The organism is Acinetobacter sp. Colony158, from assembly GCF_019264745.1.
Taxonomy (GTDB): domain Bacteria; phylum Pseudomonadota; class Gammaproteobacteria; order Pseudomonadales; family Moraxellaceae; genus Acinetobacter; species Acinetobacter ursingii.
The window spans coordinates 1061353-1061603 of sequence record NZ_CP078523.1 but is presented as its reverse complement, the minus strand read 5'-3'; the positions used below and the strand labels follow the sequence as shown (position 1 = coordinate 1061603).

Below are 251 nucleotides of genomic sequence, written 5' to 3'. Positions count from 1 at the left end.
TTAAAAAACTACAACGCATGTTACAACAGCGCGATGCACTCGAGTTTCAGTTACGCAATATCGCAAATACAGATGCTTTAACAGGTGTATCTAATCGTTTGGCCTTAGATGACTATTTAATGATTTTATCGCAGCATCCACAGAATTTGTCACGGCTATGTTTGATGATTGTTGATATTGATAATTTTAAGAGAGTCAATGATGAGTACGGTCATATGGTCGGAGATCAGGTGATTCAACTGGTGGCTGAG

General features: G+C 38.6%; 1 protein-coding gene. It reads left to right on the top strand.

The genetic code is table 11. The features are described 5' to 3' along the window. Nucleotides 1–251: GGDEF domain-containing protein (locus JR005_RS14465; protein ID WP_228731744.1), on the top strand; the 251-nt coding region annotated here is incomplete at both ends.